At 60.3% G+C, this 925-nt stretch carries 1 protein-coding gene; it reads right to left on the bottom strand.

What is annotated here, in order from left to right; all coding sequences use genetic code 11:
- Positions 1–923, bottom strand: a 923-nt coding sequence (istA, locus tag ADT71_RS00095) for an IS21 family transposase (RefSeq protein WP_156336343.1), incomplete at its 3' end; no start/stop codon positions are given.
- Between the last annotated feature and the right edge of the window lie 2 nt (positions 924–925).

The raw sequence follows: 925 nt of genomic DNA, 5'->3' as shown, positions 1-925 counted from the left end.
GGCCGGCCCAGCGGCATCAGACAGGAAACTTCCTCGGCATGCACATCGGCCACGGTGCCGGGCATGACGCCATGCTGGATATCGCTCCATTGGGCGATGCATTGCTCTTCCAGCCAGGCGTTCAGCTCAGCCAGGCCCGGAAAACTTGGCATCGGTTGCCACAACCGGCGCCGAGCGTCCTGGACGTTCTTCTCGACCTGACCCTTCTCCCAGCCTGAAGCCGGATTGCAGAAATCCGTCTCGAACAGATAGTGGCTGGCCATGGCGGCAAACCTTGCGTTGACCTGCCGAGCCTTCCCGGTCCCGATCTTGTCGACAGCGGTCCTCATATTATCGAAGATCCCACGCTGGGGCACGCCGCCCAGCACCCGGAACGCCTGCGTCAGCGCGTCGAACAGCATCTCATGGGTCTGGAGCAGATAGGCGCGGACGATGAAGGCGCGGCTATGCGCCAGTTTGGTATGGGCGACCTGCAGCTTCGTGGGCTTGCCGTCCAACACGGCATAGTCCTCGCTCCAGTCGAACTGGAACGCCTCGCCAGGCTGGAAAACCAAAGGCACGAATGTTCCACGCCCGCTGGTCTGCTGCTCATATTGCAGCTCGGTCCGCCATCGTCGGGCAAAAGCGGCAACCCGGTTATAAGAGCCATCGTATCCCAGCTTTACCAGATCAGCATGCAACTGCTTGGCGGTCCGCCTTTGTTTACGGGACTTCTTGGATTCCACTCGCAACCAGGCCGTCAGCTTCTCGGCGTAAGGGTCGAGCTTGCTCGGCCGGATCGGAACCTTGAAGCTCGGCTCAATCGCGTCAGAACGCAGATATTTGCGGATGGTATTGCGGGACAGGCCGGTCCGCCTCTTGATCTCCCGAATGGAGATCTTCTGCCGGAAATGCCACCGGCGGATCACACTGAGTAAGTCCATGT

It is taken from the genome of Novosphingobium sp. ST904 (assembly GCF_001298105.1).
In the GTDB taxonomy this organism is placed as follows: Bacteria; Pseudomonadota; Alphaproteobacteria; order Sphingomonadales; family Sphingomonadaceae; genus Novosphingobium.
This window is presented reverse-complemented; position numbering and strand designations above follow the sequence as displayed.